This is a genomic window from Nonomuraea sp. H19 (assembly GCF_052068215.1).
In the GTDB taxonomy this organism is placed as follows: Bacteria; Actinomycetota; Actinomycetes; order Streptosporangiales; family Streptosporangiaceae; genus Nonomuraea.
The window spans coordinates 157,999-182,791 of record NZ_JBQHCV010000005.1 but is presented as its reverse complement, the minus strand read 5'-3'; the positions used below and the strand labels follow the sequence as shown (position 1 = coordinate 182,791).

Here is a 24,793-nt window from a genome sequence, read left to right as displayed (position 1 = left end):
GGGCATACGCCAAGATGGGGGCATGACGAGTATCTTGCGCCGCCGTCCCGCCCAACGCCGCAGCGTGGAGCGGGTGGAGCGGATGCTCGACGAGTGCGCGCTGCTGCTCGACGAGATCGGATACGAGGCGATGACCACGAAAGAGGTCGCGCGCCGGGCCGAGGTGCCGATCGGCACGTTCTACCAGTTCTTCCACGACAAACTGGGGCTGGTGCGGGCGCTGGCGCTGCGCAACCTGGAGGCGTTCCTCGAACGGATCAGCGAGCGCTTCGCCGCGGCCGACCTCAGGCACTGGACCGAGCTCGTCGACCTGGCCATCGACGAGTTCGTCGACATGAAACGCGGCACGCCGGGGTTCGCCGTGGTGGACTTCGGCGAGGTGCTCACCGCGCCCGGCGGGCCCGCCATCCCGGGCACCAAGCGGGTGCTCGACGGCATCCAGGACAACAGCGCGGTGGTGGCCGACCGGCTGCGGGCCCTCATCCAGGAGCTCCTGGACGCGCCCGCGGGGCCGGGGCTCGACCGGGCGCTGGTGGTGGCGGTCGAGGCCACGGACGCGGTGCTCAAACTCGCCTTCCGAGCCGATCCTCGGGGGGACGCGGAGCTGATCGCCGAGTGCAAACACCTGGTCCGCCGCTATCTGACCCCCCACCTCCCATAACCGCCTCGCCGGGCCGGTCGGCGCGCTGTCCGGCCCGGGAGGCCGCGTGCCGGGATCAGCGCGCCGCGTCCAGGCGGGTTCGCAGTTCCGGGTCCAGCTTGAGGCCGGCGGCGCCGATGGCCTCCTCCAGCTGGGCCATCGTCGAGACCCCGACGATGGGGACGATGCCGTCGGCCATCAGCCAGGCCAGCACCACCTGGTTCGGCGTGGCCCCCAGCTCGCCGGCGACCTCGCGCAGGACGGCGAGGCGGCGGGTCGTTCCCGGATGGTCGTAGATCTCCGCGATCGGCCGGTCGGGACGCGTGTAGGCGCCGAACATCAGCGTGTTGTACGCCCACAGCGTCATGTCCGGTTCGGCGGCCAGGTAGTCCAGCATCTCGTCCGACACCAGCGTGTGCCCCGCCTCCGCCAGTTCCGTGAACGGCCGGGGCCGGAGGTAGGTGTGCCGCAGCTGCACGTACGTGTAGGGCATCCAGCCACGCACCGCCGACAGGTTCCTGGCCCGCTCCAGTCGCCAGGCCGCGATGTTGCTGGCGCCCAACCGGCGTACCTTGCCCTGCTGGGCCAGGTCGTCGAACGCCCCCAGGGTCTCCTCCAGCGGGACGGACCGGTCCTCGATGTGCGACCAGTACAGATCGATGTAATCCGTGCCCAACCGCCGCAGGCTGCCCTCCGCGGCCCTGGCGATGGCGGGCGCGGACAGGCCCTCGGCGGAGGCCAGGGTGGTGTCGCCGGCCACGGTCGGCCGGGCCCCGGCCTTGGTGCTGATGAAGATCTGGTCCCGGTTGCCGCGAGCGGCCAGCCAGGCGCCGACGGCCTGCTCGCTCTCGTCGCCCGAGCGGCCCGCGACCCAGAACGGGTAGTTGTTGGCCGTGTCGAGCATGGTTCCGCCCGCCTCGTGGAAGCGGTCCAGGATGGCGAAGGTGTCCTTCAGATCGACGCTGGTGCCGAAGGGGATCGTGCCGAGTGCGATGTTCATGCCCCCGACTTTGAGAGCTGGAGCGCACTCCATGTCAATCGGTTGACCTGGAGTGCGCTCCAGGTGAAAAACTGGTCGCGTGAGCGTGTACACACCTGCGGAAGCCGTCGAGGAAACCGGCTTCAGCCTCGACACCCTGCGTTACTACGAGAAGATCGGCCTGCTGGAGCGCGTGGACCGGAACGCGGCCGGGCAGCGCAGGTTCAGCGAGGAGGACATCGGCTGGCTCGGCACGCTGCGCTGCCTGCGTGACACGGGCATGCCCATCGCCACGATGCTGCGCTTCGCCGAGCTCGTACGCGCGGGGGACCACACGATCCGGGACCGGATCAAGCTGCTGGAGGAGCACGACCAGCACGTCCAGGCGCAGATCGCGAACCTCGCCGAGCGCCAGCGCTACATCCAGACCAAGATTTCCTACTACCGCAGGGTTCTCTAGCTCGGTCTTTGCGGTCCGGCCGGTAAACCAAGATCCATGGCCGGATCGCGGAACGGGCGGATCGACGTCTCGCTGCGCCGTGTCGCCGTGCTCTGCGCGACGATGCTGTTCACCCTGCTGGCGCACATCACGGTCGTCCAGGCGTTCGGCTCGTACACACTCAACGCCGACCGCAGGAACGAGCGGCCGCTGATCGCCAGGTTCGACCATCCGCGCGGCGACATCCTCACCTACGACGGCACGACCATCGCCACGAGCCGCCCGGCGGGCGAGGGCCCGTACCTCTACCAGAGGGTCTACAGGCACGGCGAGATCTACGCCCCGGTCACCGGCCACCTGGCGCTGTATCGCGCCACCGGCATCGAGCAGGCGCAGAACGCGGTGCTGTCCGGCGACGACGCCAAGGTCAAGGTCCGCTCGCTGCTCAGAGCCGGCGCCGCCCAGGGGGCCGACGTCCGGCTGACGATCAGCGACCGTGCGCAGCGGGTGGCGTACCGGGGCCTCGAAGAGAAAGGGATCCCCGGCGCGGTCGTGGCCATCAACCCGGCCACGGGCGCGATCCTGGCGCTGGCCACGTACCCGTCGTACGACCCGAACGCCTTCACGACCTTCGACCGGGCGCGGCTCGCCGCGGTGAGCGGGCGGCTCGGGCAGGACCCGGCGCAGCCCATGCTGAACCGGGCTCTGCACCGGTCGTATCCGCCGGGGCCCACGTTCAAGCTGGTGACCACAGCGGCGGCGCTGGCCTCCGGCGAGTACGCCCCGGCGAGCCTGCTCGACGCCCCTGCGCGGCTGCGGCTGCCGGGCACCTCGGTGGTCGTGCGCAACGCCGCCGGCTGCCGTGACGCGCATCCGACACTCCTGTACGCCTTCCAGGTCTCGTGCGACACCGCGTTCGCCCGCATCGGGCTGCAGCTCGGCCAGGACATCCTGCGGGATCAGGCGGAGGCGTTCGGGTTCAACGCGGCGGGGCTGACGATCCCGCTGGCCACGACGCCGAGCCGGTATCCGCCGGCCATGTCCCGCGCCCAGACGGCACTGTCGGCCATCGGGCGGCACGACACCCGCGCGACGCCGCTGATGATCGCCATGCTGTCGGCGGCGGTGGCCAACGACGGGGTGCTGATGCGGCCGTACCTGGTGGAGGAGGTACGACTGCCGGACGGCTCGGTCATCAACCGCGCCGGCCCCACGCCCTACCGGACCGCCCTTCCTCCCATGCTGGCCAAGCATCTGGCGGCGATGATGACCACGGTGACGCATTCGGGCGGCGCGGGTACGGGCGCGGCCATCCCGGGGATGGAGGTGGCCGCGAAGACCGCGGACTCGGGCATGGAGCAGCACGCGCTCCTCACGGCCTTCGCGCCGGCGGACAAGCCGGAGGTGGCGGTGGGGGTCGTGCTGGAGCATCCGGGCGCCCGGGCCGAGGCCGTGGCGCCCATCGCACGGGCCGTGATCGAGGCCGCTCTGTCGTGACGGGCTTTCTCCTCGACGTTGTACACAAATCGCCGCATGGGCGGCCGAGCACCGCTGAGCCGTCTACACATTGCCGCGCCTGCCGCGTACATCCTCGAATGGCCATGTCAGTGCATGTGCACACGCCATCTGCACGCCTACCGTTCTTCCTGTGATCGATCGGATCGCGCGCCAGGGCGCCGAGCCGATCGACCGTGGACGTCACGCGTCCGTGCGGGGCTGGGCCTCTTCGGAGGGGTGGAGGTCCGGCTCTGGGCGCGTGACAGCGGGCTCGAGTCGCGCAGGGCTCGGGCCCGCCCGCACGTCTCGACGGCGGGCGCGCTCAAGGGCTGGCCAGATGGACCAGCGGCTCGCCGCGCACGTAGCGGGCCACGTCCGCGGCCACGATCGCGGCCGCCTTCATCGCCGTCTCCTTGCTGGCCCCGGCCAGGTGCGGGGTCATCACCAGGTTCGGCACGGCGAGCAGGCGCGAGCCGGGCGGGATGGGCTCCTCGGGGAAGACGTCCATCGCCGCGCCGAACAGATGGCCCGACTCCAGCGCGTCGCACAGGGCGTCGTAGTCGAGCAGCGCGCCCCGGGCGCAGTTGACCAGGACCGAGCCCTCGGGCATGGCGGCGATCTCGGCCGCGCCGATCATGCCGACGGTCTCCGGGGTGGCACGGGCGTGCAGGGAGACGAAGCGGGAGCGGGCCAGCAGTTCGGTCAGCTCCACGCGGCCGGGCACGTCGACGTACGGGTCGTGGACGAGGACGTCCGCGCCGAAGCCCTCCAGCATGCGGGCCACGCGGCGGCCGATCGCGCCGTAGCCGACCAGGCCGACCATGTTCCCCTCCAGCTCGGGGCCGACGTTGTCGTACATGTAGTAGTCGCCCCGCCACACGCCGCCGGCCAGGTCGGCGTGCGTCTGGGGGATCCTGCGGGTGGCGGCCAGGAGCATGGCCAGGGTGTGCTCGGCGGTGGCCACCGCGTTGCGGCCGGGCGCGTAGGTGACCGCGACCCCGGCATGGGCGGCCGCCTCCAGGTTGGCGTTCACCGGCCCGCCCCGGCTCACGCAGAACAGCCGCAGGTCGGGGGAGGCGTCCAGGACCCGCTTGGTCAGGGGAGCCATCTGCGTCACGCAGACCTCGACGCCGCGCAGTGCCTCGATCAGCTCGTCCTCCACGTCCGACGCCTCGTCCACCTCACCCACCCGGCCGAACGGCTCTAGCGGCCACGGCAGCGTCAGCTCGCGGATGTCCACCTCGCCGGGGACCGCGCTCTTGAGCGCGTCGACGAGCAGGCGGTTCTGGACGAAGTGGTCGCCTGCGGCAAGGACTCGGATGGTCAACGAACGGCTCCAATCGGGGAGTTGTACTGCAGCAGCGCGGCCCGCCCGGTGCCGCCGAGCTCCGGCAGGCGCAGCCGGGTCAGCGCGCAGTTGTCCAGCCGGGGGAAGAGCCGCCGGTATTCGCCGAGCGGCACGCCGATCAGCCGGCACAGGGCGAGCCTGATGGCGGTCGTGTGCGCGACCACCAGCACCCGCCCGTCGCGGTGGGCGGCGGCGATGTCGTGCAGCGCGGCGACGAACCGGTCGGCGGCCTGATGCGGGTTCTCACCGCCCGGGAGCGGGTTCTCCGCCGGATCGGCCTCGAACGCGGCGCGCGCCTCCGGGAAGCGGGCCGCCATCTCGGCCGAGGTCAGCCCCTCGCCCTCGCCGAAGTCCAGCTCCCGCAGCCGCGGGTCGGTCTGGAGCTCCACGCCCGCCTTGGCGGCGCCGGCCGCGGCGGTGATCCGGGCCCGGCTGAGCGTGGAGGACCAGACGGCCACCAGGCCCGCTTGACCGGCCCACTCGGCGAGCTGGACGGCCTGCTCCCGGCCGCGCGGGGTCAGCTCCACGTCGCTGACGCCGGCGTAGCGGTTCTCGGCGTGCCAGACGGTCTCGCCGTGGCGTACGAGCTCGAGGTCGGTCATCGAGCGGTCCTCTCGCGGGCGTGTTGTGCGGCGTTTTCCGGGAGCCAGCCCCGCCGCGCCAGTTCGGCGACGAAACGCAGGTACGGCTCGCGCAGGTCGGCGCCCGACGGCTCGACCACCGCGCTGGTCCTGATCATCCGGCCGGCGTCGCCGGACGCGAGGACGGCCATGCCCAGCGCGGGCTCGGCGTTCTCCCGCAGAGTCACGGGACGTCCCAGGACGTCCGCGCGAAGCCGGGTCCAGTAGGCGCTCCTGGTGGCGCCGCCGGTCAGGATGATCTCGCCGTCCACGGGGGCGCCGAGCAGGTCCAGGTAGTCGAAGCAGAGGCGCTCCACGAAGGCCGCCCCCAGTAAGATCGCCGCGTAACGCTCCACGTCGTCGGCCGGGGTGCCGAGCGTGAAGCCCTCCGCCTCAGGGGCGGCGAAGGGGAAGCGCTCGCCGCGCGAGACGAGCGGGTAGGTCACGGGAGCGGAACGAGCGGCGGACGGGCCGGAGCGGGCGGCCTGGGCGCTGAGCGCGTCGAGGTCGCGGCCGGGCAGATCGCGGGACAGGACGCCGGCGCCCGTGCTCGACGCGCCGCCCGGCAGCCACGAGCCGTCCGGCGCGCGATGCGAGTACACCACTCCCAGCGGGTCGTGGATCAGCTCCTTCGTCACGCCCTTGAGCACCAGCGTGGTGCCCAGCACCGAGTTCCAGCTCCCCACCCGCAGCGCACCCGCCCCGAGCTGGGCCGCGCACCCATCGGTGGTCCCGGCGATCACCGGCGTGCCCGCGGGGATGCCGGTGATCTCGGCGGCCTCCGCGCACACCGTGCCGAGCCGGCTGCCCGGCCGCACGACCTCCGGGAGCATCCCCGCCGGAAGCAGCTCCAGCACCTCAGGAGGCCAGCGCTCCTCGATCAGGTCCACGCCGGTCTTGAGCGCGTTGCTGAGGTCGGTGGCCACATCATGTCCGACCAGCCGCCGGTTCACGAAGTCGCTCTGGTGCGCCAGCCGGGCCCCGGCCGGAGCGTCGCGGAGCAGCCACAGCAGCTTCGGCAGTGCCCAGTTGGGCTGCATGCGCCGGTAGCCGAGCCGCTCCCACACGACCGCGCCCACCTCGTTGGCTCGCTCGGCGTCGGCCCGCCGATCGTCGTACATGAGCGCCGGGGTCAGAGCGCGTCCGACGGCGTCGGTGAGCAGGATCGTTCCAGAGGTCGCCGCCACCGCCACGCCCGCCACCCGCTCGGCCGGAACGTCGCGAAGCGCCTCCCGGGTGGCCGCGGCCAGCTCCCGCCACCACTGCTCGGGGTCCTGCTCGTGCCGGGGCCCGTCCCGGTGGCTGGTGAGCGGCCGGCCGGCCGCGCCGAGCACCTCGCCGTCGCCGGTGACGGCGAGCGCCCGCACGCTCTGCGTCCCGAGATCGATGCCGATCCACACGCTCATGTACGGCCTCGCATCCCGGCCAGCAGCGGCCACGAACCGGCATTGGCCGCGCGCAACGTGAGGAAGTCGGCGAACAGCCCGGCATAAAGGGCCTGGCGGCCGGGGTCGGGCTCGACCGCGTCGCGCAGACGTACATGCTCAGCGGCCGCGGCCGCGATGGACGGCGCGGCCCCCGTCGTGGCCAGCCCCACCAGGTACGCCCCACGCGCCCCCACCTCGGCGTCGGCCGAGCGGCGCACCTGCAGCCCTGTCACGTCGGCGATCATCCCGAGCCAGGCGGCGCTGGCGGACCCGCCCCCGCACACCCGCAGCTCGGTCGGCGCGGATCCGGTGGCCGTCAGGCAGTCGTGGATGACCATCGTGAGCCCTTCGAGCACCGCCCGCGCGATGTGCTCGCGCCCGTGCTCGAACGACAGCCCGAGCAACGACCCCCTGGCCAGCGGATCGGAGAACGGCGCCCGCTCGCCGGCGGGCGACAGGTAGGGCAGGAACGCCAGCCCGCCCGCGCCCGGCGCGCTGCGCAGGGCCAGATCGCCCAGCTCGGCCGGGTCGCGCAGGCCCAGCAGGCGGCACGTCCACTGCACCACCTCGGTGCCGGCGAAGGTCGGGAAGGCCCGCAGGTAGCCGCCGGGCAGCGCGATCGTGACGCCGATCGGCTCGCCGTCCAGGCCGGGGGAGTCGACGACGACCTCGGTGCACAGCGTGGTGCCGAGGATGCCGCACGCCTGCCCGGCCCGCACCGCGCCCGCGCCCAGCGCCGTCGCGACGATGTCGTACGGAGCCATCACGACCGGGGTCCCGGCGGGCAGCCCGAGCGACTCGGAGGCTTCGGCGGCCAGCTCGGCGACCGGGCAGGACCGGACCGGGGGCAGCAGCCGCTCGGCCCACTCCAGGCCGAACATGGCCATCAGCTCCGGTGAGTACGCCCGCGCGCGCAGGTCCATGAACGGCGCCGAGGCGTCCGACTCCTCCGCCACCAGCTCCCCGGTGAGCCGGGAGAAGATCCATCCGCCGCAGGTGAGCATGGCGGCCGACCGGTCGAGCCGTTCGGGGTCGTTGGCCCGCAGCCAGGTCAGGATCGCGTGCGCCAGCCCGGAGGCCGCCGAGGAGCCGTTGACCCGGAACGCCGCCGCGGCCGGCCCCTCGCGCGTCCAGGCGGCCACGGTCTCGGCCGCGCGGGCGTCGTTCCAGAGGATCGCGGGACCGGTCGGCGCGCCGCTGGCGTCGACCAGCCAGCAGCCGTCGCCCTGCGCCGTGACCGCCACGAAGTCCACCGTGCCGCCCATCGGGCCGTCCGTCGGGCCCACCTGGGCCGCGACCTCGCGTACCGTGGCCGCGACCGCGTCCCAGACCGCGCCCATGTCCTGCTCGGCATGGCCGGGCGCGGGCCGCGAGACGACGGTCTCGCGCCTGGCGACGACCGCTTCCACGCCCGCCGCGTCGTACCCGACCGCCTTGATGACCGTGGTCCCCACGTCCACGCAGATGATCGCCATCATGCCCTGCCGTGGGAGGTCCTCGACCGGCGCGACACGGAGTCGACGATCACCGCCAGCAGCAGCACCGCCCCCGTCACCACGAACCTGATCGAGGAGTCCAGGTTCAGCAGCGTCAGGCCGCTGGAGATCGACTGGATCACGATGATCCCGAGCAGCGCGCCGAACGCCGTGCCGCGCCCGCCGAACAGGCTCGTCCCGCCGATCACGGCCGCGGCGATCGCGTTGAGGTTGACGTCGCCCGCGCCGCTGCTCTGGTTGGCCGCCGCGAGCCGGGCCGCGGCCAGGATGCCGCCGACCGCCGCGAACGTCGAGCACAGCACGAACACCGAGGTGTAGATCGCCTTGACGTTGATGCCCGCCCGGCGCGCGGCCTCCACATTGCCGCCCACGGCGTAGACGGCCCGGCCCCACTTCGTCCGCGACAGCAGGTAGTGCATGATCAGCACGAGCGCCACGAAGAAGACGAACATCCAGCCCACGCCGCGCGTCTGGCCGAGGTACCACACCACGAACGCCAGCACCGCCAGCAGCGCCACGCTCCTGACCGCCAGCGCGGCGGTGCTCCTGGCCGACAGCCCGGCCGTGCGGCGCTGCCGCGCGTACAGGTAGCCGGTGGCGAACAGCCAGATCGCGGCGATCACCGCGAAGGTGTACGACAGCCAGGCCGGTACGAAGTCGAGCTGCGCGAAGTTCACCAGCCCCGAGTCGAACGGCAGGTTGATCGACCCCTTGGTGCCCAGCACGTACAGCTGCAGCCCGAGAAAGGCCAGCAGGCCGGCCAGCGTGATCACGAAGCTCGGCACGCCGAACCTGTTGAACAGCTGCCCGTACACCCACCCGATCACCGCGCCCATGATCACCGAGGCCGCGATCGCCACCCAGACCGGCAGCCCTTCGCTGACGAAGAGCACCGCGAGCACCGCGCCCGACAGCCCGCTGACCGAGCCGACCGACAGGTCGATCTGCCCCACGAGCAGCACGCACACGATGCCGAGCGCGATGATGCCGACGGCGGCGGACTCGAGGGTGAGGTTCACCAGGTTCGCGCTGGACAGGAAGATCGGGTTGAGGATCTGCAGCACCGTCCAGATGACCACGAGCCCGACCACGACGGGGATGACGCCGAGGTCGCCGCCGCGGGCCCGCTCGACCACGTCGGCGACCGCGCCGCGCAACCCGTCGCGGTCCTGGAGCCGCTCGTCCTGGCGGTCGGTTGTCACAGCCGTCATGACGACACTCCTTTTCGCGCCCGCCTGGACACCACGTTGTCGGTGGCGCCGGTGATGGCGGCGATGATGTCCTCGGTGGAGACCTCGCCCACGTCGAACAGCCCGTTGTTGCGGCCCAGCCGCAGCACCGCGACCTTGTCGGCGACGGCCCGCACGTCCGCCATGTTGTGGCTGACCATGATGACGCCCAGGCCGTTCTCGCGCAGCCGCTCGACCAGGTTGAGCACCTCGGCCGTCTGCGCCACGCCGAGGGCGGCGGTGGGCTCGTCGAGGATGATGACCTTCGGATCGCCGAGCAGCGACCTGGCGATGGCGACGGTCTGCCGCTGGCCGCCCGACAGCGCCGCGACCGGCACCCGCACACTCGGGATCTTGGCGGACAGCTGGCGGAGCAGCTCCCACGAGCGGGTCTCCATGGCCACTTCGTTCAGCCGCAGCGGGCGGAGCTCCTGGCCGAGGAACAGGTTCTGGATGACGTTGAGGTTTTCGCACAGCGCCAGGTCCTGGAAGACCGTGGCGATGCCGAGCTTGTGCGCCGCGGCCGGGGTCGGGATCTCGACCCCGCGGCCCTCGAACGTGATCGTCCCCGAATCCGGCGGGTGCACGCCCGACAGGATCTTGACCAGCGTCGACTTGCCCGCGCCGTTGTCCCCGACGACGGCCACGACCTGGCCCGCGGCCACGTCGAGGTCGATGCCGGTGAGCGCGGCCACAGCGCCGAAGGTCTTGCTGATCCCGCGGAGGGAAAGGACGTTCATCACTTGATCCCGAGTTCGGCGCAGCCCTTGGCGTATTCGCCGGTGCACACCTCACTTGCCTTCATGATGCCGCTGTCGAACAGCACTTCCTTGATGTTCTCCTTGGTGACGACCGTGGGGACGAACAGCTCGGACGGCGTGTTGTAGAGCGTGGTCTTGCCGGCCGGCTTCTTGGTCTGCATGAACTCCCACGCCGTGTTCGCCGCCGCCTCGGCCACGATCTTGATCGGCTTGGAGATCGTGTTGTACTGGTCGCCCGAGATGATGCGCTGCGCGGCGGCCACCTCGGCGTCGTTGCCGGTGACCGGCGGCACCTTCACGCCCGCGGCCTTGAACGCGGCGATCGAGCCGCCGCCCGTGCCGTCGTTGGCCGCGACCACGCCGACGATCTGGTCCTTGAATTGCGTGATCTGGCCGCTCACCCAGGTCTGGGCTTTCTCCGGCTGCCAGTCGGGGGTGTCGTACTCGGCCAGCAGCTTGAAGCCGCTCGGGTCGATGGCGCTGTGGATGCCCTTCTTGATCAAACCGGCCGCCGCGTCGGTGGGGGAGCCGTTGACCTCCAGGATCCCGCCCTCGGCCTTCTCCGCCTTGAGGTGGTCGACCAGGGACTGGGCGATCATCTGGCCGATCTTCTCGTTGTCGAACGAGATGTAGTAGTCGGCGGGCGTGGCCGGGATCGGCCGGTCGTAGGCGATGACCGGCACCTGCTGGGACTGCGCCGTCTTGACGATGGTGGCCGCGGCGGCGGAGTCGACGGGGTCGATCACGATGGCCTTGACGCCCTGGGCGAGCGCGGAGTTGGCCTGTTGCTGCTGCTTGGCGGCGTCGGAGTCGGCGTTCTGGTAGATCACCTCGCAGCTCGGGCACAGCTGCTTCATCCTGGCCTCGAACAGCGGTTTGTCCTGCAACTCGTATCGGGTCGAGGCGAGGTCGGGCATGAGGAAGGCGACCTTGGCGTTCTCCAGGTTGCCGCCGCCGCTGGTGCTCCCGCCGGCGGCGCCGGAGCCCGAGCCGCACGCGGCCAGCACCGAGGCTGCGAGCACTGCCACTGCGGCGAACGCGGGGGTCCGCATCTTAGCTCTGTTCACGGGTTCGTTCCTCACTCGCTACGTCCTCGCGGGACGGATTGATCACGCTCGCTGCCCCCGAGACATGGGGATGCCCCTCACTGAGGGGCACGCCCTGTGGTGCGGCTCACGTTACCTCGCGTGCGGAAACATTGTCCAGAAAAAATGTTCAGAGCTGGCGAGCGGCTGCAACCAGGCCCTCCGCGGTCGGCACGTCGGTGACGAGCTGATTGAAGTAGCCGCCCTTGGCGCCGGCCACGATCGACAGCACCTTCTCCGCCCCCACCGCGACCGCGATCACGGCGGGGATGCGGCGCAGCTCCTCCAGCTTCGTGGCCACCAGCCGCTCGCTGCCCGGATAGGTGACCGGGGCGCCGTCGCGGTCGTAGACGCGCATGCACACGTCGCCCACGGCCTGGCGCAGGCTGTCGGCGTCGCGGGGCATGAGCGCGGGCATCAGCTGCCGCATCAGCGGCGCCGAGCCGACGCCGACGATGGCGCACTTGGCGTGCGCCCACAGGTCCATCACGCGGCGCACGGACGGCTCGTGCTGCAGCGAGTAGAACAGCTCGGGCCCCGGCAGCGCGGGCGCGTAGAGGTAGGCGGGCACGCCGCCGACGCGTTCGGCCAGGATGCGGGTGGTCTCGTTGGTCTGGAACCAGGGCTGGGGCTCCTCCTGGCCGCCCACCGCGGGCGCGATCGTGACGCCGGGGTGTTGGCCGAGCCCCTCGCGGGCGCACTCGTAGACCGTGGTGCCCGACGAGACCAGCACGACGTCGCCCGACTCCAGCCCCACCGCGGCCAGCGCGCGGGCCATGCCCGGCGCCAGCCACGGGCCCAGCGCCGGACCGCTCACCTTGGGCACCAGGTAGACGCGCTGCAGCTGGAGCGCCTGCGCGACCTCGTCGGCCAGCGGGCCGTCCGCCATCGTGGCCGGGCGGTGCACCCTGATCTCGACGATGCCCTGCTTGCGGGCCTCGGTGAGCAGCCGGCTCACGGTCGCCCTGGAGACGCCGAGCCGCTTGGCGATGTCGCCCTGGGTGGCGTCCTCCATGTAGTACTGCTGCGCCGCCGCGTACATCAGCTCAACCGGGAACCTGGCCTGCGCGTCTGGGGCGACGTCGGCGGCATTCATGAGCGCGCTCCTGGAATCGCTATCTGTGAACATATTTGCAGAACTGATGCGCAATCACTATAGCTTCGCGCCGGCCGGGGATAAGGCTAACGGGCGATCAAGGCGTCGCCCAGCCTCGTGCGGGCGTACAGGACGCTGCGTCCGATGCGGGTGCCGGCGATCAGTCCGGTCCTGCGCAGTGCCGCCACATGGCCGCCCGTGGTGCCCACGCTCTGCCCGAGCAGCGCCGCGAGCTGCGTGGTGGTGGCGGGCTCGGTCAGCTCGGCCAGGATGCGGGCGCGGCTGCGGCCGATCAGCCCCGACAGGTCGGCGTCCGGTACGGGCGGCGCGGCCGCGATGCCCCTGGCGGGATAGACCAGCGCGTACGGCCAGGCGTCCGTCAGGTAGGCGCCGACGGCGCCGGTGAACGCCGAGGGCAGGAAGAGCAGCCCCTTGCCGCCGAGCCGGTGCGTGCCGCTGTGGTGCATCTCGACCTCGATCCGGCCACCGCGCCGCCAGTGGACCCGAGGGCTGAGATCCTCCAGCGCCGCCGCCCAGCCGTAGGCCGCCAGCCGTCCCGCCCGCTGCGCCACGTCCCGCTGCAGGGTCGCCCGCAGGCGCGGCCATTCGTGGGCGAGGATCTCCGTCCACAGTGCCTCGTATGCCTCCGCGAAGCGCTCCACCACGTGCGGCCCCAGCAGCAGCTCCCGGACCGGACCCGGCACCGGCGGGCGCCGGGCCAGCACCCTGGCGATCTCCGCGTGCGCCTGCTCCAGCGGCGTCGCCCGCATGGCGGCCAGCTCTGCCTCGAACGGCACGTCCACCGCCGTCGGGGGAGGGGCGATGAAGTCGACATTCGCGTCCCCCTTGTTGCCGCTGACCACCGCGGCGGCCCGCAGGGCGGGGTGCGCGCGTTCCAGCAGCCGGTACGTCTCCCGCCACCGCGCCGCCCACCGCCCGTGCACGCCCGCCTCCAGGCGGCCCGCCAGCACCCACTGCGCGTGCATGGTCTCGACCAGCGGCGAGATCGCGAACCTGCTGGTCACGAGGTCCTGCGGAGTGACCTCGATGATTGCCACCACCTTTCGGTTATATCCGAAAAAGTCGCGCGATCGGGGGTTGGTCTCCAGCATCGGGACCGTGAAAGGCGCGACGTTCGGCGAGGTGTTCGCCGTCAGGGAGTTCCGGGTGCTGTTCGGCAGCTTCGCGCTGCTGATCGGCGGGGACGTGATCAAAATGCTGGCCCTGTCCGTGCTGGTGTACGCGCGGACCGGCTCTCCCGGCCTGTCGGCGGCCGCCTACATGGCCGGCTGGCTGCCGTTCATCTTCGGCGGGCTGTTCCTGCTGTCGCTGGCCGACCGGGTGTCGCCGCGGGCCCTGATGGTGGTGGGCGAGCTGGTCAGGGCGGTGACGTGCCTGCTGCTGGCGTACGCGGGGCTGCCGGTGTGGGCGATGCTGGCCCTGGTGCTGGTCACCGGGCTGTTCTCGCCGGTGTTCTTCGCCGCGCGGGCGGCCATGCTGCCCGAGGTGCTGCCCGGGGACGCGTACGTGCTGGGGCGCTCGGTGCTCAACGTCGCCTCCGCGAGCGCGCAGATCGTCGGGCTGGCGGCCGGCGGCGCGGTCCTGGCCTTCGCCGGAGCCTCCGGGGCGCTGGCCGCCACCGCCGGCCTGTCGGTCGTGGCCGCCGTGGTGCTCCGGGCCGGGCTCCCGTTCCGGCCGGCCAGGGGCGCGACCGGGTCCGGCGCGGTACGCGAGACGCTGCGGGTGAACCGGCGATTGCTGGCCGACGGGCGGGTACGCGGCCTGCTGCTGGCCGGCTGGCTCCCCTGCGTGTGCCTGGCCGGAGCGGAGGCCATGGTCGTTCCTTACCTGGGCGGGCAGGGCCAGGCCGGTGTGGTGCTGGCGGCGGCCGCGGCCGGTATGGCGGCCGGCGAGTTCGCGGTGGGCCGATTCGCGGCACCGGAGTTGCGCGAGCGGCTGTCGCTGCCGCTGGCGGTGCTGCTCGGCGTCCCTTGGGTGGGCTTCGCGCTCGGGCCGGGAATCGCATGGGCGGCGGTGCTGGCCGCGACGGCAACCGCCGGCCTGTCGTACCAGCTCGGCCTGCAGCGGCGGTTCGTGGACGCGGCGCCGGAGGAGGTGCGCGGACAGGCGTTCGGCCTGCAGTCGGCCGGTCTGATGACGGGTCAGGCGGCCGGCGCGGCGCTGGTCGGGGCACTGGGCGAGGTGATCGGCCCCGGACCGGCGATAGCGGTCGCGGGCGGCGGGGGCATCCTGGTAGCGCTGGCGCTGGCCGGCGTGCTGCGCCCGTCGCCCGCGACTCAACCGGCGCCCCGCTGAGGCGAACGGTGAGCGGCTAAAAAGGATTGAGCTCGCCCGAGCCGCGGGGGATGAGCCGGACCGGGAGCTGGATGTGCTCGGGCGGACCCACGTCCCCCCGCAGCCGCCGGAACAGCAGCTCCGCCGCCACCTTCCCCATCCAGGCCGGATCCTGCGCCACCACGGTCACCCCCGGATCGAGCAGGTCGGCCAGTTCGAAGTCGTCGAACCCGACCAGCGCCACCCGCCGCCCCGCCAGCGCCCGCAGCGCGGTCACGGTGTACCGGCCGTTGCCGGTGAACACCGCGGAAGGCGGATGGGCCAGGGTGAACATCCGGGCCAGATCCTCGCTGACCGCCTCCAGCGACCGCGGTCGCATCGACACCAGCCGCGGATCGAACAGCCCGCCCAGGGCCTCACGGTAGCCGCGCAGCCGCTCGGCGGCCGTGTAGATCGCCGGATCGTCCCCCAGGAAGGCGATCCGGTGGTGGCCGTGACCGAGCAGATGGCGGATCGCCTGCTCGGCCCCGCCCGCGTTGTCCGCGAGCACGGTGTCCCCGTCCAGCCCCGCCCCCGGCGGCCGGTCCGCGAACACCACCTTCGTCCCCTCCTCGAGCTCGGGACGCAAGTACGTGTGATCGTCCCCGGCGGGCACCATGATCAGCCCGTCCACCCGGCGCGCGCAGAACGTCGCGACCAGCTCCCGCTCCCTGCGGGGCTCCTCGCCCGACGAGCCGCTCAGCAGGAGGCAGCCGTGGCCGATGACCACATCCTCCACGGCCCGGCTCAAACCGGCGTAGAACGGGTCCGCGACGTCCTCGATGACCAGCCCGATGGTGGCGGTCCGCCCCCTGCGCAGCACCCGCGCGCTCTCGTTGCGGCTGTAGCCCAGCCGCTCGATGGCCGCCCGCACCCGCTCGGCGGTGGCCGGGTGCACACCCGGCTCGTCGTTCACGACGCGCGAGACGGTCTTGAGCGCCACGCCCGCCGCCGTCGCGACGTCCTTCATCGTCGGTCTCACGCCAGGATCATGTCCTACCCAGCCCAGGTAGACAACGTTGTCAGGGGCTATGCGACAGTGGTCACCTATGTCGTTGCGTTCTGGCGTGCTCGTGGCCGGGTTCGTGCTGGCCGCCCTCAACCTGCGCCCGGCCATCGCGGGCGTCTCCCCGTTGCTCGATGAGATCATGAACGACCTGGGCCTCTCGCCCGCGGGCGGCGGCGCGATCACCACGGTCATGGTGGTCTGCCTGGGCGTGTTCGCTCCCGTGGCGCCGCTGCTCGCGCGCCGCATCGGGCTCGACCGCACGCTGCTGGCGGGGCTGCTCGTCATCGCCGCGGGCGTGGCGCTGCGCGGCCTCGACGGCGCCCCCATGCTCTACCTCGGCTCCGCCCTCGCCGCCATCGCGATCGCCGTCATGAACGTCGCCATGCCCGGCGTCGTCAAGCAGCACTTCCCGGCCCGGGTCAACCTCCTGACCGGCGTCTACGTCGCCGCCGCGGTGGGCGGAGCGGCCACCGCCTCGGCGCTGATGGTCCCGCTCGAACACACCACCGGCTACGGCTGGCGCGGCGTCTCCGCCCTGCTGGCCGTGCCCGCGCTGCTCGGGGCGTTGCTCTGGCTCCCGCAGGCCCTGGGCAAGCAGGCCGGGCCGCAGAACGGGCCCAGGCCGTACGGGATGGTGCTGCGCAGCCGCGTGACCTGGTACGTGACGGCGCTGATGGGCCTGCAGTCGCTCACTTTCTACGTCATGCTGGCCTGGCTGCCGACGATCTACCTGGACGCCGGCCTGCCTGCCGACCAGGCGGGCTACCTGCTCAGCCTGACGAACCTGGTCCAGGTGGGAGCCTCCCTGGCGGTCCCCGTGCTGGCCGGGCGGCGGGCCTCGCAGGTGCCGTACGTGGTCGGCGCGGGCCTGCTCACCGTCCTCGGCTACCTCGGCGTGCTGCTGGCCCCGACGACCGTCCCGTGGCTGTGGATGATCGTGCTCGGCATCGGCCAGGGCGCCTCGTTCGCGCTGGCCCTGCTGATCATCGCGTTGCGCCCCGCCGACCCCGCCGCGGTGACCGCGCTGTCGGCCGTGGCCCAGTCCGTCGGCTACGTGGTCGCGGCGCTCGGGCCGGTGCTGTTCGGATATCTCGGGCAGGTGTCCGGAGGTTGGACGGTGCCCCTGGTGGCGGTGCTGGGGGTGCTCATGGTGCAGATCCTGGCGGGGTGGCGCGCCGGACGTCCTGCTACCTTAGGTAAGCCTAACTTTTAGGAGGGTGTTCCAGCGTGCTGACCGAGACACTCCAGCGCATGGCCGACGCGCGCGGCGGGGTGATCGGGGTCGAACCAGGCCTCGTCATCGAGCCCGACGCGAGCTGGACGCCGGTCGCGGAGCTGCCGCGGCAGCCGTACACCCTGCTGAAGGAGCTGATGGACGAGACGGCCGGGCGCTGGAACGCGCCCCGCCACGTCGGCGCGGCGCTGTTCTGGAAGACCTACGGATACTGGCACACGCTGCCGATGGCGCTCGGCTGGGCGCTCGACGGGCGGGTGCCGATCATGCGGCTGGCGGAGACGTACTTCAAGGTGTCCGACGCCGGGGTCACGATCGCCGCCACCCGCGTCAGCTGGGCCTCCGGCGCCCGCGCGATCGGCGACGCGCTCGAGGAGTCGCAGCGGCCGCTGGTCGAGGCCATCAACGCGCTGGCCAAGGTCGGCGAACGGACGCTGTGGGGCTCCACGGCCGAGGCCATCGCGCACCCGCTGACCTCCATCGTCCCCGGCGACTACATGCGGCTGCTGAAAGAGATCGGCAGGCCGGTCGACGGGCTCATCGAGCCCGTCGGCGACGGCTACTTCCGCAGGACCTGCTGCCTGTGGATCACGCTGCCCGACGTGGAGCCCTGCGGGAGCTGCTGCGTGCTCAGGCCACAGCGTCGTCCAGCGGCCTCAGCTCGTCCGCGTAGCTGACCGAGACGCGGCGCATGACGCCCGTGCCGTCGATCGAGTATTGCCCGAGCCGCCACAGCGGCGGCGAGTAGGCGTGGATCGAGATGCTGTCGTCCACCGCGCCGGTGAGCCGGTGGATGTGGTCGGGCCCGAACGCGAACGACTGTCCCTCCGGCACCACCGTCTCCAGGTGCTCGCCGCCGATGCGCGGGTTGCTCTCCAGCAGCGCGCCCCGCACCACGTGGACGGCTCCTGAGGAGATGTCGTGGTCGTGCCAGCCCGTGTCGTCCTGGGGGCGCCAGCACAGCAGCCAGACGTCCACGTACGCGTCGCGGTAGAGCGAGGCGTAGTGCCGCCCGCCGTCCTCTGGGAACTCCACCAGGTCGCGCCACTCCTCCGGGTGGGCGGCCAGGTCGTTGACCAGGTCGCGCAGCTCGCGCCGGTCGAGCGCGCGCTCGGGGAGGCGAGCGCAGACGCCCCCGTCCTTGATCTGATCGGTGCTCACGTACGAGTCTCCCTCCCTGTTCAATGGCCTCACTCCGTTCGGCGGGCTCGGTCGCCCGACGCCGCCGCCTTCCCCCGCTCTGGTCGCTTCGCTCCCGGCGCTCCTCCAGGCGCCGGCACTCCCACCCTGCTCATTGCCTCACTCCGTTCGGCGAGCTCGGTCGCCCGACGCCGCCGCCTTCCCCCGCTCTGGTCGCTTCGCTCCCGGCGCTCCTCCAGGCGCCGGCACTCCCACCCTGCTCATTGCCTCACTCCGTTCGGCGAGCTCGGTCGCCCGACGCCGCCGCCTTCCCCCGCTCTGGTCGCTTCGCTCCCGGCGCTCCTCCAGGCGCCGGCACTCCCTCGCCTGCTCATGGCCTCAGTCCGTTGCTCTGGTCGCTGCGCTCCCGCCGCTCCTCCAGGCACCGGTACTCCCTCGCCAGTAGCCGACGGGGGTTGGTGTCGCGGATGGCGTGGGCCGCCGCGGCGCCGAGGCCGGGGTCCGGTGCGGTGCCGTAGGGGGCGTCGGAGCCGTTGACGACGACGTCGATGCCCAGCTCGCGGACGATGGCGTCGATCGCGCGCGGGCCGTACGAGGAGGTCTCCACGAAGAAGTCCCGGTCAACCAGCCCGCGCCCGGCGCCGCCCCTGGCGATCAGGCGCTCGGAGTGCAGCGGCGCCAGCCCGGCCAGCAGCGCGAAGCACACCCGCAGCCGCGGGTGCCTGGGCCTGACGACGGCGTGGAAGTAGTGCCAGGCGGCGTGCATCTGCTGCACGTACGGCACCAGCGCGGGCCACCACGCCGGCCCGCCCGTGGTGGCCTTCGCCGGGCCCGGGTGCACGAACAGCGGCAGGTCCCGGTCGGTGAGAACCTCCAGGAGCCGGTCGTCGGGCACGGCGGTCGCGGGGATCTGCAGCCCGGCGAAGCCGCGGTCGAGGTCCTCGGCCAGGCGTTCGGGATCGGGCTCGCTGAGGCACGTGGCCGCCCACGCGCCGAAGGGCTCGCCCAGGGCCAGGGCGCCGTCGTGGTAGGCGTCGAGCAGTGGCAGGCACTCCTCGGGCGGCAGGAACTCGATCCCCAAGGGGCTCGAGAGCGACACCAGCACCAGCTCCAGACCGGTGGTGTCGCGCTGCTCGTGGTCGGCGGGATTCACCTGGTACGGCGGCTCGCCGTCGAGGATCAGCGTCCAGCCGTCGAGGCAGGGGGGCGTGGTGCGGGCACGCAGCGCCTCGACGAACGAGCCGGTCCACAAGTGCTGATGCACGTCGATGCCCACGGTCACCCACCCCCTATTTCCTACTAGTATTACAGGTAAACCTGCTGGGCTGCGACATTCGATTCTGAACCGCTTCAGTGATACGGTTCAGTGAACCGCTTCACCTGAGCACTTGTCAACGGCTCGCCCGCCGCAGCCGCACCACCACCGCCGACACCGTCGGCGCCCGCTCCAGCTCGGCCGGCGCGGCTTTTGACGGTGCAACCCAATAGGCTGGCGGCATGCCTCGCAAGAGAGCGACGATCCGTGAGGTGGCTCAGGCCACAGGCCTGTCACCCGCGGCCGTCTCCTACGCGCTACGCGGTCTGCAGGTCTCCGAGGAGACGATGGAGCGGGTCCGGGCCGCTGCGGCCGAGCTGGGCTACGAGGCCGATCCCATCGCCAGGGCGCTGGCCAGCGGGCGCACCGGCATGATCGGGCTGCTGTGCGGGTCGCTGGAGGACCTGTGGCAGCAGTCGCTGGCGGTCGGCATCAGCAGGGGCCTGCGGGAGAAGGACCGCTACGCCCTCATCCTCGACGCTGTCGGCGATCCCGCCAGGGAGCGGGTCCTCGCCCAGCAGCTACGCGACCAGCGCGTGGACGGCATGATCGTGCAGCCGATCGATCCCGCCGCGGCCTTCTGGCCGGAGCTGTGCGAGTCGGTGCCGGTGGTCGCGATCGGCGACTCGCTCGCGGGCACGGCCGGGGAGGTGATCTTCGACAACCGGCGCGGGGTCACGCTGGCGCTGGAGCACCTGCGGGCGCAGGGCCACCACCGCATCGCCGTCCTCACCTCGACCAAGGCCAGCACGCCCGACCGCCCCGCCGACGTGCACGTCACCGCCGAGGCCGACCGCCTGGGCCTGGACATCGAGGTCACCACCGCGTCCCACGGCCTGGCCGGTGCCACCTCGGCCGCCCGCGAGCTCTTGGAGGGGCGGAGGCCGAGCGCGGTGTTCTGCTTCGCCGACTCGATCGCGTACGGCGTCTACGCGGCCGCGCAGGAGCTGGGCCTGTCGATTCCGGGCGACGTGTCCGTCATGGGCTATGACGACCATCCGATGTCCGGGCTGCTCACGCCCGGGTTGACGACGGTCGACTGGGACATCGACGGCATCGTCCGGGCGGCGGTGCGGCTCATCTCGGCGGCGGCCGACGGCGGCACCCGCAGGCGCCGCGTCGTCCAGGCCCCCACGCTGCGCGAACGCGGCTCGATCGCCCGCCTGTCCTGATCGGCAGCCTTCCGTCGCTTCGGTCCCCCCGCCGTCTCTCGTCGCGCTCAGGCTGCTTCGGTGCCCCGATCCAGCTCAGTTGCCGCGGTCACGCCGGCGGCGAAGCGTGTGGCGGTCAGGGCGCCGGCGTGGCTCCGCCGGGCGTGTGCAGGGCGCGGCGCGACTCCTCCAGGTCCTCGGTGAGAGGGCGGTCCAGGGGCGAGGCGTGGAGTGCCCGGGTGGCGGCGGCCCGCTCGCAGGCCAGCACGATCTCCAAGGGCTCCAGGCAGCGCAGGGCGTGGCGGGCCGCCTGGGTGGCGAAGCTGGCATGATCCTCCGCGCCCCGTGAGATCACCGCGGTGCCCGTCGTCACCGGGGTCGCGAGGTGGCGCAGCTCGGCCAGGGCGTCCTGGGCCACGTACTCCAGGATCAGCGCCCCCGAGGCGCCCGGCCGGTCGCCGAGGAAGGACTGGCGGCCGGTGTAGGCCGGGTCCATGAGGGTGGCCAGGCGGGCCGTGCTGAGCTGGGCGGTCTGCGCGAGCGCGGCCCGCAGGGCGTCCAGCGCCAGCGCCACCGGGGCGCCGTGGAAGTTGCCGTTGTGCCAGGCCACGGAGCCGGAGATGAGCGGGTTCTCGGTCGCGGCGTTGAGGTCGATCTCGACGACGGCGGTGGCGCGGCTGAGCAGGTCTACGGCGGCGCCGTGCACCTGGGGGAAGGCGCGGAAGCCGTACGGGTCCTGGATGCGGGGGGCCTGCTCCTGGGCGATCAGGCCGCGCAGGCGGGCGGCGACGGCGGCCTGGCCGGGGTGGGGGCGGGCCTCGTGCACGTCGGCGGCCAGCGGCTCGGCCGAGGCCGACACGGCGGTGAACGACCGGGCGGCGACGTCGATGGCGGCTTCGAGCAGCAGGCCGAGGCGGTGGCAGGCGATCGCGGCGTCGGCCAGCGTGGCGGCCCCCGAGCTGATGAACGGCAGCGCGTCGCTCGACGCGAGCGGGTAGCGGGGACCCGGAAGGTCCTCGCCGGATCCGGCGACCGGCGGTTCCTCGTCGGGGGTGGGGCTGTCGGCCTCACGGCGCCAGGGGAGCTCGCCGAGCAGGCACAGGGCGGTGATGGCCAGGGCCGGCAGGTCGCCGGTGCCGATGGCCCCGTACATCCTGATCGGCGGCGTGAAACCACCGTTGACCGCGTCGGCCAGCACCGGAATGACCGCCGGGTCGATGCCGGAGCCGCCCGCGAGGAGCTGGTTGAGCCGGACGGCGAGCATCGCCCTGGCACGGGCGGGCTCTATGAGCGGCCCCGCCCCGCACGCGTGGCTGCGCAGCAGGTCGAGGCCGGGGGCGAAGAGCGCGATGTCTCTGTTGGCGCCGACGCCGGTGCTCCGGCCGTACAGGGGCCTCGTCAGGTCTCGCGCGGCAGCCCACGCGGCCTGGGCCCGATCCGGGGAAGAGATCGTGACCCGGGTCCCGGCATACCCCACCTCGTGGACCTGCGCGCAGGTCAGGCCTGCACCGTCGAGCAGCACCATGGTCGGTCAGTCGTTGTCGGGGATGAACAGGCCGAGCAGCCAGCTCACCACGCTGATGATGATCGCGCCCCAGAACGCGGCCGGGTAGAAGTTGTCGACCTGGAAGGGGATGTCCAGCTCGCCGGCGATCCAGCTCGTCAGGAGCAGCATGACCGCGTTGATCACGAGCAGGAACAGGCCCAGGGTCAGGACGATGATCGCGCAGCCCAGCGCCTTGACGAGGGGCTTGACGATCGCGTTCACGATGCCGAAGATCAGCGCCACGACCAGCAGGACGCCCCAGTATCTGGCCGTGTTGGCCGGGGTGTTGACCTCGATCCCGGGGACGAACTGGATGGCCACCCACAGGGCCACTGCCGCCGCGATGGTTCTGATGATGAATCTCACGCTGCTTGATCCTCCCACTTGAGCTCGACGCTGCGATAGAGGCGCACGCACTACGATTCCCGGTCGTCACGCTTCGTAGTCGCCGGTTATGGCCACCCAACGCGGGGAAGAGCGTGCAGGGGGAGGGAGCGAGATGGATGCGAACGGGCTCGAGTCGCTGCCGGCGCATGAGTTGCACGATCGGGCGGTGCGCTATGCCGTACGCCACGGGGACCTGGGGTTCCTGTGGGACCTGCTGAAGGTGATCCCGGCCGCCGAGGCCGCCAGCGGTCACGCCAACGAGAGCGCCAACGACCTCAGCAAGGTCTCGGCGCTGCTCAGCGATGCCCTCGCGGCCGGGGAGGGCGAGCTCGGCGAGGCGCTGCGCCCGATCTACATCGAGTATCTGCGACGGCATCCCGACGCCTGAGCCCGCCCGAAGGCTCAGCCCGCCAGCCTGGCCTCCGCACCGTAGTGGTCGGCGAAGCCCGGCGTGCTCACCTCCTTGCCGTCCCGAGTAATGATCATGGTCTGGTACGGGTTCGACTCGGCGAGATCGGCGGCGAAGCGCCGGGCCAGGACGGGGCCCATGGCGTAGATCGCGGTGGCGTACGCGTCGGCCAGCCCCAGGTCGGGGCCGATCACGGTGACCGCGCCCAGCCCCTGCTGGACCTTGCCGGTGCGCGGGTCGACCACGGGCGCGCCGCCCGAGGTGGCGATGCCGAGGTCGTTGGCGAAGACGACCTTGCGGATGACGTCCAGGCGCGGGTCCCGGATGCCGATGCGCCAGCGCCGGCCGGGGGCGGCCGAGCCGCGTACCCGGATGTCGTTGCCCGCGGTGATGCGGTGGTCGCCCGCGCCCGCGTTGGACAGGGCGCGCGACAGCCGCTCCAGCGCCCAGCCCTTGATGTAGCCGGAGGGGTCGATGACGCCGTTGATGCGGGCCTCGAACCAGCCGCCGGTGGCCTCGCTGAGCTCCTCACAGCGGTGCAGGACCTCGATGAGCTCCGGGATCTGCCGGATGGTCTGGCCGCGGTTGAGCCGGCCGACCTGGCTGTCCTCCTTGACGGGACTGAAGGTGTCATCCACCCACCTCAGCCAGGCGAATGCGTCATCCAGCAGGGGGGTCAGCTCGCGCTGAGGGAGAGCCGTGCGGATGTCCACGCTGACCGGCATGCCCATGATCATTTCGACACGGGCGGTTCCGGGGAAAATCGTCACCTTGCCTCCTTGTCCGCAGCCCACCGTTGCAGATGAGGCGTAAATTCCGGCTAAACCTTTTGGCCTGATTTGAAATGAATCTGTGATCTGGGGACCGCAAGGCGTGACAGGGCGCCGCCTACATACCGCTTGAACTGGCGCGGGCCGGCCACCACCACGTCGCGCTCGGCGATGTCAGGAATTTGGCGACTCAGGCCGGAGGCGCTCAGCCGCTCCTTGGCTCGCGGGTCATGCTCCTCGCCGACGACGAGGATGAGCCCGTAGCGGGCCTCCAGATCGCGGAGCTCCTCCGTGACGCGCTCGGCCCGGTAGACGGCCACCGTGTCCCGGGCGCCGGCCAGGCGGGTTCGCAGCGCGGCCGGGTCCAGGCCGGTGGCGATCAGCAGCGAGCCCCGGGTCTCCTGGGGGACCTGGTGGCTCCAGACCGCCATCACGGCCGCCATCGCGTACAGGATGAGCGCGCCCACGCGGCTCAGGTTCGTCACGTACGCCGTCGAGGCGAACTGGTGCGCCACCAGCAGGGCGCCGGCCAGATAGCCGCCGAGCCGCAACCGCTGCCTGGCCTCTTCGGTGCGCAGGTAGTCGGCGGCCTTGACACTGAGGAAGCCGAGCCCGACGAGCAGCGCCGCGGCGGCGTAGGCGGTGGGGGTCCACGGGTAGCCGAAGCCCGGGTGGATCGCACCGAACTCGGCTACCGCGACCCCGCACCAGAACAGGACGGGACCATGATTCGCATTCACCTCGCTAGCCATGTCGACCACGATCCTGAATGAAGATGAAAGGTTCCTGAGTACTCCTGAGAAATCTCGTTAATGAATGCGCCGCGGGCTCCGCAGGCCCGGCGGCGGGGCGGCCGGTTCCGTGTCGGTAAAGTCTCGAAC

General features: G+C 72.0%; 25 protein-coding genes. 8 read left to right on the top strand and 17 right to left on the bottom strand.

Translation table 11 applies throughout. The features are described 5' to 3' along the window. The first annotated feature begins 22 nt into the window (after nt 1-22). Nucleotides 23-661, top strand: coding sequence for a TetR/AcrR family transcriptional regulator (locus ACTMTI_RS12610; protein WP_441120460.1), 639 nt, complete (start codon nt 23-25; stop codon nt 659-661). A 55-nt stretch (nt 662-716) separates the two neighbouring features. On the opposite strand, the gene ACTMTI_RS12605 is transcribed toward ACTMTI_RS12610, so the two are convergent. Then, nucleotides 717-1,640, bottom strand: a complete 924-nt coding sequence (locus ACTMTI_RS12605; protein WP_441120459.1) for an aldo/keto reductase — start codon at nt 1,638-1,640, stop codon at nt 717-719. Between the two features lie 79 nt (nt 1,641-1,719). Here ACTMTI_RS12605 and ACTMTI_RS12600 point away from each other — a divergent pair, with 79 nt between their 5' ends. Both ACTMTI_RS12600 and ACTMTI_RS12595 read left to right on the top strand, forming a co-directional pair. Further along, nucleotides 1,720-2,079 (top strand): MerR family transcriptional regulator, encoded by a 360-nt coding sequence (locus tag ACTMTI_RS12600; RefSeq protein ID WP_441120458.1) that lies wholly within the window; start codon nt 1,720-1,722, stop codon nt 2,077-2,079. 36 nt (nt 2,080-2,115) lie between these two features. Beyond that, on the top strand, nt 2,116-3,555 hold the full coding sequence (locus ACTMTI_RS12595) for a penicillin-binding transpeptidase domain-containing protein (RefSeq protein WP_441120457.1): 1,440 nt from the start codon (nt 2,116-2,118) through the stop codon (nt 3,553-3,555). 322 nt (nt 3,556-3,877) lie between these two features. On the opposite strand, the gene ACTMTI_RS12590 is transcribed toward ACTMTI_RS12595, so the two are convergent. The 9 genes from ACTMTI_RS12590 to ACTMTI_RS12550 all read right to left on the bottom strand — a co-directional run bounded on the left by ACTMTI_RS12590 (nt 3,878) and on the right by ACTMTI_RS12550 (nt 13,678). After that, a complete protein-coding gene (locus tag ACTMTI_RS12590) occupies nt 3,878-4,882 on the bottom strand; it encodes a 2-hydroxyacid dehydrogenase (protein WP_441120456.1) in 1,005 nt (334 codons plus the stop codon). Beyond that, on the bottom strand, nt 4,879-5,505 hold the full coding sequence (locus ACTMTI_RS12585) for a histidine phosphatase family protein (protein WP_441120455.1): 627 nt from the start codon (nt 5,503-5,505) through the stop codon (nt 4,879-4,881). Before ACTMTI_RS12585 ends, ACTMTI_RS12590 begins: the two co-directional genes overlap by 4 nt. Then, nucleotides 5,502-6,929 carry an FGGY-family carbohydrate kinase gene (locus tag ACTMTI_RS12580; RefSeq protein WP_441120454.1) on the bottom strand — a complete coding sequence of 476 codons (1,428 nt, stop codon included), beginning with the start codon at nt 6,927-6,929 and terminating at the stop codon, nt 5,502-5,504. The genes ACTMTI_RS12585 and ACTMTI_RS12580 overlap by 4 nt, the downstream gene beginning before the upstream one ends. Then, nucleotides 6,926-8,428 carry an FGGY family carbohydrate kinase gene (locus ACTMTI_RS12575; RefSeq protein ID WP_441120453.1) on the bottom strand — a complete coding sequence of 501 codons (1,503 nt, stop codon included), beginning with the start codon at nt 8,426-8,428 and terminating at the stop codon, nt 6,926-6,928. Before ACTMTI_RS12575 ends, ACTMTI_RS12580 begins: the two co-directional genes overlap by 4 nt. Further along, nucleotides 8,425-9,657, bottom strand: coding sequence for a sugar ABC transporter permease (locus ACTMTI_RS12570; RefSeq protein WP_441120452.1), 1,233 nt, complete (start codon nt 9,655-9,657; stop codon nt 8,425-8,427). The genes ACTMTI_RS12575 and ACTMTI_RS12570 overlap by 4 nt, the downstream gene beginning before the upstream one ends. Beyond that, nucleotides 9,654-10,415: an ATP-binding cassette domain-containing protein gene (locus ACTMTI_RS12565; RefSeq protein ID WP_441120451.1), complete on the bottom strand. Its 762-nt coding sequence runs from the start codon at nt 10,413-10,415 to the stop codon at nt 9,654-9,656. The genes ACTMTI_RS12570 and ACTMTI_RS12565 overlap by 4 nt, the downstream gene beginning before the upstream one ends. Then, complete coding sequence (locus ACTMTI_RS12560) at nt 10,415-11,503, bottom strand: ABC transporter substrate-binding protein (RefSeq protein WP_441120450.1); 1,089 nt, start codon at nt 11,501-11,503, stop codon at nt 10,415-10,417. Before ACTMTI_RS12560 ends, ACTMTI_RS12565 begins: the two co-directional genes overlap by 1 nt. Nucleotides 11,504-11,651: 148 nt before the next feature. Further along, the gene (locus tag ACTMTI_RS12555) at nt 11,652-12,617 is read right to left on the bottom strand and encodes a sugar-binding transcriptional regulator (RefSeq protein ID WP_441120449.1); all 966 of its coding nucleotides are present in this window, start codon (nt 12,615-12,617) and stop codon (nt 11,652-11,654) included. 86 nt (nt 12,618-12,703) lie between these two features. Beyond that, on the bottom strand, nt 12,704-13,678 hold the full coding sequence (locus tag ACTMTI_RS12550) for a DUF5937 family protein (protein ID WP_441120448.1): 975 nt from the start codon (nt 13,676-13,678) through the stop codon (nt 12,704-12,706). 58 nt (nt 13,679-13,736) lie between these two features. On the opposite strand from ACTMTI_RS12550, the gene ACTMTI_RS12545 reads away from it, so the two are divergent. After that, the gene (locus ACTMTI_RS12545) at nt 13,737-14,933 is read left to right on the top strand and encodes an MFS transporter (protein WP_441120447.1); all 1,197 of its coding nucleotides are present in this window, start codon (nt 13,737-13,739) and stop codon (nt 14,931-14,933) included. 16 nt (nt 14,934-14,949) lie between these two features. Here the strand turns inward: ACTMTI_RS12545 and ACTMTI_RS12540 are convergent, their stop codons facing one another. Next, a complete protein-coding gene (locus ACTMTI_RS12540; protein WP_441120446.1) occupies nt 14,950-15,933 on the bottom strand; it encodes a LacI family DNA-binding transcriptional regulator in 984 nt (327 codons plus the stop codon). Between the two features lie 67 nt (nt 15,934-16,000). On the opposite strand from ACTMTI_RS12540, the gene ACTMTI_RS12535 reads away from it, so the two are divergent. Together ACTMTI_RS12535 and ACTMTI_RS12530 are read left to right on the top strand one after the other, a co-directional pair. Beyond that, a complete protein-coding gene (locus tag ACTMTI_RS12535) occupies nt 16,001-17,173 on the top strand; it encodes a CynX/NimT family MFS transporter (RefSeq protein ID WP_441120445.1) in 1,173 nt (390 codons plus the stop codon). A gap of 14 nt (nt 17,174-17,187) precedes the next feature. Next, complete coding sequence (locus tag ACTMTI_RS12530; RefSeq protein ID WP_441120444.1) at nt 17,188-17,871, top strand: hypothetical protein; 684 nt, start codon at nt 17,188-17,190, stop codon at nt 17,869-17,871. Here ACTMTI_RS12530 and ACTMTI_RS12525 read toward each other — a convergent pair. Beyond that, nucleotides 17,825-18,355 (bottom strand): cysteine dioxygenase, encoded by a 531-nt coding sequence (locus ACTMTI_RS12525; protein WP_441120443.1) that lies wholly within the window; start codon nt 18,353-18,355, stop codon nt 17,825-17,827. The genes ACTMTI_RS12530 and ACTMTI_RS12525 overlap by 47 nt on opposite strands. A gap of 349 nt (nt 18,356-18,704) precedes the next feature. Further along, nucleotides 18,705-19,610 carry an amidohydrolase family protein gene (locus ACTMTI_RS12520; protein WP_441120442.1) on the bottom strand — a complete coding sequence of 302 codons (906 nt, stop codon included), beginning with the start codon at nt 19,608-19,610 and terminating at the stop codon, nt 18,705-18,707. Between the two features lie 221 nt (nt 19,611-19,831). Here ACTMTI_RS12520 and ACTMTI_RS12515 point away from each other — a divergent pair, with 221 nt between their 5' ends. After that, nucleotides 19,832-20,821: a LacI family DNA-binding transcriptional regulator gene (locus tag ACTMTI_RS12515; protein ID WP_441120441.1), complete on the top strand. Its 990-nt coding sequence runs from the start codon at nt 19,832-19,834 to the stop codon at nt 20,819-20,821. Nucleotides 20,822-20,936: 115 nt separating this feature from the next. Here ACTMTI_RS12515 and ACTMTI_RS12510 read toward each other — a convergent pair whose 3' ends face one another. Together ACTMTI_RS12510 and ACTMTI_RS12505 are read right to left on the bottom strand one after the other, a co-directional pair. Continuing rightward, the gene (locus ACTMTI_RS12510; protein ID WP_441120440.1) at nt 20,937-22,325 is read right to left on the bottom strand and encodes an aromatic amino acid ammonia-lyase; all 1,389 of its coding nucleotides are present in this window, start codon (nt 22,323-22,325) and stop codon (nt 20,937-20,939) included. Nucleotides 22,326-22,331: 6 nt separating this feature from the next. Next, nucleotides 22,332-22,712, bottom strand: coding sequence for a phage holin family protein (locus ACTMTI_RS12505; protein ID WP_441120439.1), 381 nt, complete (start codon nt 22,710-22,712; stop codon nt 22,332-22,334). Between the two features lie 133 nt (nt 22,713-22,845). On the opposite strand from ACTMTI_RS12505, the gene ACTMTI_RS12500 reads away from it, so the two are divergent. Then, the gene (locus ACTMTI_RS12500; protein ID WP_441120438.1) at nt 22,846-23,121 is read left to right on the top strand and encodes a hypothetical protein; all 276 of its coding nucleotides are present in this window, start codon (nt 22,846-22,848) and stop codon (nt 23,119-23,121) included. A 14-nt stretch (nt 23,122-23,135) separates the two neighbouring features. On the opposite strand, the gene ACTMTI_RS12495 is transcribed toward ACTMTI_RS12500, so the two are convergent. Next, nucleotides 23,136-23,912 (bottom strand): FAD:protein FMN transferase, encoded by a 777-nt coding sequence (locus tag ACTMTI_RS12495; protein WP_441120437.1) that lies wholly within the window; start codon nt 23,910-23,912, stop codon nt 23,136-23,138. Nucleotides 23,913-23,962: 50 nt separating this feature from the next. Further along, nucleotides 23,963-24,664, bottom strand: coding sequence for a hypothetical protein (locus ACTMTI_RS12490; RefSeq protein ID WP_441120436.1), 702 nt, complete (start codon nt 24,662-24,664; stop codon nt 23,963-23,965). Nucleotides 24,665-24,793 lie beyond the last annotated feature (129 nt).